Annotated in this window: 8 protein-coding genes; all 8 read left to right on the top strand. The window is 49.1% G+C overall.

What is annotated here, in order from left to right; all coding sequences use genetic code 11:
* Positions 1-327 (top strand): TlpA family protein disulfide reductase (locus AC3ZFK_RS03460; protein ID WP_489433722.1); only part of this gene is annotated, 327 nt, incomplete at its 5' end.
* 135 nt (positions 328-462) lie between these two features.
* A complete protein-coding gene (gene aroQ / locus AC3ZFK_RS03455) occupies positions 463-912 on the top strand; it encodes a type II 3-dehydroquinate dehydratase (protein WP_487506423.1) in 450 nt (149 codons plus the stop codon).
* A 25-nt stretch (positions 913-937) separates the two neighbouring features.
* Entirely contained in the window at positions 938-1,387 is a 450-nt protein-coding gene (accB, locus tag AC3ZFK_RS03450; protein ID WP_487506422.1) for an acetyl-CoA carboxylase biotin carboxyl carrier protein, read from the top strand.
* Positions 1,388-1,444: 57 nt separating this feature from the next.
* Positions 1,445-2,785, top strand: coding sequence for an acetyl-CoA carboxylase biotin carboxylase subunit (accC, locus tag AC3ZFK_RS03445; RefSeq protein WP_487506421.1), 1,341 nt, complete (start codon positions 1,445-1,447; stop codon positions 2,783-2,785).
* Positions 2,786-2,841: 56 nt separating this feature from the next.
* The gene (gene prmA, locus AC3ZFK_RS03440) at positions 2,842-3,726 is read left to right on the top strand and encodes a 50S ribosomal protein L11 methyltransferase (RefSeq protein WP_487506420.1); all 885 of its coding nucleotides are present in this window, start codon (positions 2,842-2,844) and stop codon (positions 3,724-3,726) included.
* Between the two features lie 83 nt (positions 3,727-3,809).
* Positions 3,810-4,808, top strand: a complete 999-nt coding sequence (gene dusB, locus AC3ZFK_RS03435; RefSeq protein WP_487506419.1) for a tRNA dihydrouridine synthase DusB — start codon at positions 3,810-3,812, stop codon at positions 4,806-4,808.
* Entirely contained in the window at positions 4,805-5,065 is a 261-nt protein-coding gene (locus AC3ZFK_RS03430) for a helix-turn-helix domain-containing protein (protein ID WP_487506418.1), read from the top strand. Before dusB ends, AC3ZFK_RS03430 begins: the two co-directional genes overlap by 4 nt.
* A gap of 39 nt (positions 5,066-5,104) precedes the next feature.
* Positions 5,105-6,661: a bifunctional phosphoribosylaminoimidazolecarboxamide formyltransferase/IMP cyclohydrolase gene (gene purH, locus AC3ZFK_RS03425; protein ID WP_487506417.1), complete on the top strand. Its 1,557-nt coding sequence runs from the start codon at positions 5,105-5,107 to the stop codon at positions 6,659-6,661.
* Positions 6,662-6,674 lie beyond the last annotated feature (13 nt).

The following is a 6,674-nucleotide window of genomic DNA, read 5'->3' as shown; positions in this document are numbered from 1 at the left end:
TGGGCCACCTGGTGCCCCCCATGCAGACGTGAGATCCCGACAATCATTGCGCTACAAGATGAGCTCAAGGAGAAAGGGGTGCAATTTGTTGGAGTTGCTGTTGACTCCACCAAAAGGGTTAAACAATACGTAAAGGAGCACAATATCAATAATTACCCTACCATGCAGGGTGAGAGCACAGGTCTGGACTTCTCAATCGCACTTGGAAACCGACGATCCATCCTCCCCTACACTGTCATTGTGAACCGTAGCGGAGAGATTGTTGCTCGCCATACCGGGGAGGCCACAAGAGAACAGTTACTCAATCAGATCAACCCATTATTGTAGCCATCATCCCAATTCTTGATGCGATCTAGCCAAACTTTGCGCCGATCATCAAGAAAACGTGGACATTAGCCGTTAACCGGTCCACAATAGAAACACTTTAATATAATTTATGGATCAACTCATATATATTCTGACATGTCTACGATACTTGTTCTAAATGGTCCAAACCTTAATCTTCTTGGCACCCGTGAGCCCGGACACTATGGTGACGATACCCTTGAAGCCATTATCGAACGACTAGATTCAGAGGCCCACAATGCCGGACACCAGCTCCAGGATCTTCAGAGCAACTCTGAACAGGAGCTTATCGAGCGAATTCATCAGGCCAGCCAGGAAGATGTTGGTTTCATCCTGATCAATCCTGCAGCATTCACCCACTCAAGCGTTGCCCTGCGTGATGCTCTGCTTGGAGTGGATATTCCATTTATTGAGATTCACCTCTCAAACACTCATGCACGTGAATCGTTCCGGCATAACTCATATTTTTCCGATATTGCTCAAGGCATCATTATTGGGCTAGGGGCACAGGGATACACGCTTGCTCTACAGGCTGCCATTCAACACCTTGATCAGGCGGCACATTAATAGATAACCACCAAGGACTACCATTATGGATATTCGAAAGGTAAAAAAACTTATTGAGCTACTGGAGGAGTCCGGTATTGCAGAGATAGAAATTCAAGAGGGAGAGGAGTCTGTACGCATCAGTCGATATGGACAAGGAGCTGTTGCAGCTCCAGCAATGGCTGCGCCAGTGGCTGTATCTGAGTTACCTGTAGCAGCCCCGGAAAGTGCTTCTGAACCTGCCGCTGCACCAAGTTTCTCTGGGCATGAGGTCAAATCGCCAATGGTCGGCACCTTCTACCGCTCTGCCTCACCTGGGGCAAAACCATTTGTCGAGATAGGTGACAGCGTCTCTGCTGGTGACACTATCTGCATTATCGAGGCAATGAAAATCCTCAACGAGATCGAGGCCGACAAGTCTGGCACCATAAAAGCCGTACTTGCAGAAAATGCCGAGGCAATTGAGTTTGAACAACCTCTCTTTGTTATCGAATAAACCCTCAGAAATATAATCTCCAAGCCCCACACAGGGTTAGCGAAAGGGACCACAAAAATGCTGGATAAAATTGTTATTGCCAACCGTGGCGAGATTGCTCTCAGAATTCTGCGTGCCTGCAAAGAACTTGGAATCAAGACAGTTGCAGTACACTCTACGGCTGACCACACCCAGAAACATGTACGCCTGGCAGACGAGTCTGTCTGTATTGGACCACCATCTTCTCTCGATAGTTACCTAAACATCCCTGCAATTATCAGTGCTGCAGAGGTGACAGATGCCATGGGTATCCACCCTGGGTACGGTTTTCTATCAGAAAATGCAGATTTTGCAGAGAGGGTTGAGCGTAGTGGATTCCGCTTTATCGGCCCGAAAGCCGATACTATCCGGATGATGGGAGACAAGGTTGAGGCAATCAAGGCCATGAAGAGCTCGGGGGTACCGACTGTTCCTGGATCTGACGGCCCTCTGGGTGATGACGATGCCATCAACCTCGCTCATGGCAAGAAAATTGGTTACCCAGTGATAATCAAGGCTGCGGGTGGTGGTGGTGGCAGAGGAATGCGTGTTGTACACAGTGAGGCCACTCTACTGCAATCTATTACCATGACCAAAACGGAGGCGGCAACTGCCTTCAACAATGATGTTGTCTACATGGAGAAGTTTCTGGAAAACCCTCGCCACGTAGAGATTCAGATACTGGCAGATGACCATGGCAACGCCATCCATCTGGCCGAAAGGGACTGCTCAATGCAGCGCCGCCACCAGAAGGTGGTAGAAGAGGCGCCAGCACCCGGCATCACCGAAGAGCTGCGCGCACAAATTGGTGAGCGCTGCGCCAAAGCCTGTCAGGAGATTGGCTATACAGGCGCCGGAACTTTCGAATTCCTCTATGAGAATGGAGAGTTCTACTTTATTGAGATGAATACTCGTGTACAGGTTGAACATCCGGTTACAGAGATGATTACCGGCGTTGACATAGTCCGTGAACAGCTACGTATAGCATCTGGCGAACCCCTAAGTTACACACAGGATGAGATAAAGGTAAATGGACACGCGATCGAGTGTCGAATAAATGCAGAGGACGCACACACCTTTCTCCCTTCACCAGGAGAAGTCACTACTTATCACGCTCCCGGAGGCATTGGGGTACGAGTGGATTCACACCTCTATACCGGATACCACGTCCCTCCTCACTATGATTCGATGATCGGCAAGTTGATCACTTACGGTGAAAACAGGGACACCGCAATAGCTCGCATGCGCACAGCACTTGATGAGATGGTAATTGGTGGAATTCGTAACAATATAGATCTCCATCGTGACATCATAAGGGATGCAAACTTCATCGCTGGTGGGGCAAACATCCACTATCTGGAAAAGAAGCTGGATCTATAGCCAGGAGAGCCCTTCTCCCAAACTCCATCCCATTAAGCTTTTTCAGAGCCCACTAATTGTCTTGGTTCCAGACCAGAGTCACCAGCAACAGAGATAGCGCAGAGTCACTATCAAACCTGCTATCAGAACTTGGGGCAGCTTCTGTAACCTTTGAGGACGCAGAAGATCAACCTCTACTTGAACCAGCGCCAGGCGAAACGCCTCTCTGGAATAGAATTGATGTAGTTGGCCTGTTTGATGCAGAGATAAATCGTGACCTTGTCTCGATCGCACTATCCCAACAGATAACCGAAGAGCAGTTATCCACTCTAACCATCTCCGATCTGGAAGAGCAGAACTGGGTGCGTGCCTGGATGGATGATTTTCACCCCATGAGGTTTGGAGAGAACCTGTGGATTGTCCCATCCTGGAGTGACCCAGTTGACAGTGATGCAGTCAATATTTTACTGGATCCCGGGCTTGCCTTTGGTACCGGCACCCACCCTACCACCGCGCTCTGCATGGAGTGGCTCGACACCAACCCCCCAAATGGAGCAACGGTCATTGATTACGGTTGCGGCTCCGGCATTCTTGCCATTGCCGCAGCAAAACTTGGAGCTTCATCTGTTCACTGCGTTGACAACGATCCACAGGCACTGACAGCCACTCTGGATAATAGCGAAAAAAATGGGGTTACAGCAATGATCTCCACCTATCTGCCAGATCAGTTCCCCCAGGAACAACAGGCAGATCTGCTAATTGCCAATATCCTGGCTGGGCCACTGATTGAACTTGCCCCCAAACTGGCAGCCCACGTAGCCCCCGGTGGCAATATTATTCTCTCTGGTATTCTTCATAATCAGGCAGATGAGGTGATCTCCGCCTACGTCCCATGGTTTGATATGAATCCACCTGCTTTCCAACAGGAGTGGGTCAGGATTGAGGGGCAGAAAAAGGGGTAACAACCCACATCACCCTCGACTGAAAGATAAAACGGGAGTATCATCTGCCTCCTTTTTAAGCACATCCTACACTCTTTTGTACCATGCAGATCGGTCCATACAAACTGAAAAACAATCTTGTTCTTGCTCCGATGGCAGGCGTGACTGATCGTCCATTCCGTCAACTCTGCCGCCAGCTTGGAGCCGGTATGGCAGTCTCCGAGATGGTCTCTTCCAACTCATTATTGTGGGGTAGTGAGAAGACAAAACGTCGTGCAGATCACTCTGGGGAGGATGAGCCACGCTCTGTACAGATCATGGGGGCAGACCCACAAATGATGGCTGAGGCCGCTAAATACAATGCAGACAGTGGCGCCCAAATCATAGATATCAACATGGGATGTCCAGCAAAAAAGATCTGCAATGTCGCCGCCGGATCTGCTCTTATGAAGGATGAGAGATTGGTGGGAAAGATTTTGGAGGCGGTGGTTCAGGCTGTTGATATACCGGTAACACTGAAGATCCGCACTGGATGGGACCATGACAGTCGCAACGGAGTGCAAATTGCTAGCATTGCTGAAAATGCCGGCATTCAGGCTCTTGCTGTACATGGCAGAACCCGTGCTGACGGTTATAGAGGTGATGCTGAATATGGGACCATAGCAACCATCAAACAGACTATTGAGATACCCGTTATTGCAAACGGTGATATCACCTCACCGCAAAAAGCGGCTGAAGTATTAGACAAAACCGGAGCCGACGGCCTGATGATTGGGAGAGCTGCCCAGGGCAAGCCATGGATTTTTCGCTCCATCCTCCATTACCTGGAATCTGGTGAAACACTCCCTGAGCCGGAAAATGAAGAGATTCGTGACCTGCTGCTTGGCCATCTCAATAATCTATATGAATTTTATGGGGAGCGTACCGGGGTTCGGGTTGCCCGCAAACATATCTCCTGGTACAGCAAGGGACAGCGCCATGGCGCCTCATTCAGACAGCGGGTAAATCGAGTTGAGACCACTGAAGAGCAGCTGCGCATGACATATAATTTTTTTGAGGAGATTATCCGGTTTGACAAAACAGAGAAGGAGATTGCCGCGTGAGTAGCGTCAACGACAAGTGTGCCTCTTTTCGTGCCTGTATACGTGGAAATCTGGAAGAGTTCTTTGGCAAGCTTGGCGGGAGTGAGCCAACAGATCTATATCAGCGCATCCTTGATCAGATGGAGCAACCACTGTTGGAGCTTACTCTCAAACAGTGTGATGGCAACCAGTCCAGGGCAGCTAAAATGCTGGGGATTAACCGCAACACCCTAAAGAAAAAAATTGTGCAGCATGACATCAAGAGTAGTGGCAAATAACCGCGCCGCATCTTTTCTTAAACATCAAGGATAGAAGTAATGAAAATTAATCGTGCACTAATCAGTGTCTCCGACAAAACCGGAATTGTAGAGTTTGCCCAACAGCTAAGTCAGCACGGCATTGAGATTCTCTCTACTGGCGGAACAGCAAAACTACTCTCTGAAAACAGCATCAAGGTTACGGAGGTTTCAGACTACACAGGCTTTCCGGAGATGATGGACGGACGAGTCAAGACCCTGCATCCAAAAGTGCATGGTGGCCTGCTTGGACGTCGCGGAGTTGATGATGAGATCATGGCACAACATAAGATCCCGCCCATCGACATGGTTGTGGTTAATCTATACCCATTTGAACAGACGGTTGCCAACCCTGATTGTGATCTGGCAACTGCCATTGAGAATATCGATATTGGTGGCCCCACAATGCTCCGTGCAGCAGCCAAAAACAGTGCTGCTGTCACCGTTATTGTGGATGCTGACGACTACGATAGAGTCCTGCAAGAGATGAACAGTAGTGGCGGCACCGTCAGTGATGCAACCCGCTTTGATCTTGCGGTAAAAACATATGAACATACAGCGCACTATGACGGCGCCATTGCCAACTATCTTGGAAAAATCGGCAGTGATGGTGAAACATCCAATTTTCCACGTACCTTTAACAGTCAGTACATCAAAACCCAAGAGATGCGTTATGGTGAGAATCCTCACCAAAAGGCTGCCTTCTTTGTTGAGGCCAATGCTGCTGAGGGCTCAATTTCCACCGCTAAACAGATCCAGGGCAAAGAGCTCTCCTACAATAATATTGGGGACACCGATGCCGCTCTGGAGTGTGTCAAACAGTTTGACGAGTCACCTGCATGCGTAATCGTAAAACATGCCAACCCCTGCGGGGTTGCCTATGGCGAAAACCTGTTAGAGGCTTACGATCGCGCCTATGCAACAGACCCAGAGTCTGCCTTCGGGGGAATTATCGCCTTCAATCAACCTCTGGATGCGGAAGCTGCCAGAGCAATTATTGACCGTCAGTTTGTTGAGGTAATTATTGCCCCTGCAGTCTCTGATGAGGCTGTCGCAGTGGTAAGCGAGAAAAAGAATGTCCGTCTACTGATCTCCGGATCATGGGCCGATGAGCAGCAGCGACTTGATATGAAGCGGGTAAATGGCGGTCTATTGGTACAGGATGCAGATCTACTTCTTACCAATGAGGTAACGATTGCAACCAAACGCACTCCTACAGAACAGGAGATGAATGATCTTCTATTCAGCTGGAAGGTAGCCAAATTTGTTAAATCCAACGCTATTGTTTACGGCAAGAACAACATGACCATTGGTGTTGGAGCGGGTCAAATGAGCCGCATCAACTCTGCCCGTATTGCAGGAATCAAGGCTGAACATGCCGGTCTTGAGGTACCTGGATCTGTAATGGCATCTGATGCATTTTTCCCATTCAGAGATGGCATTGACGCAGCCAACGTAGCCGGGATTACTGCAGTCATTCAGCCCGGTGGGTCAATGCGTGATGATGAAGTTATTGCAGCAGCAGATGAGCATGGTATGGCGATGGTGTTTACCGGCATGCGTCACTTTAGACACTAAACAACCATAAAAG

This window comes from Candidatus Thiopontia autotrophica (genome assembly GCF_982804495.1).
Note: the sequence above shows the minus strand (reverse complement) of the source record. Positions and strands in the feature narration are given on the sequence as shown.

Excerpts from the sequence above, each read along its gene's own strand:
- dusB (WP_487506419.1), top strand. The coding sequence starts at position 3,810 with ATGCAGATCGGTCCATACAAACTGAAAAACAATCTTGTTCTTGCTCCG.
- purH (WP_487506417.1), top strand. The coding sequence starts at position 5,105 with ATGAAAATTAATCGTGCACTAATCAGTGTCTCCGACAAAACCGGAATT.
- accC (WP_487506421.1), top strand. The coding sequence starts at position 1,445 with ATGCTGGATAAAATTGTTATTGCCAACCGTGGCGAGATTGCTCTCAGA.
- aroQ (WP_487506423.1), top strand. The coding sequence starts at position 463 with ATGTCTACGATACTTGTTCTAAATGGTCCAAACCTTAATCTTCTTGGC.
- accB (WP_487506422.1), top strand. The coding sequence starts at position 938 with ATGGATATTCGAAAGGTAAAAAAACTTATTGAGCTACTGGAGGAGTCC.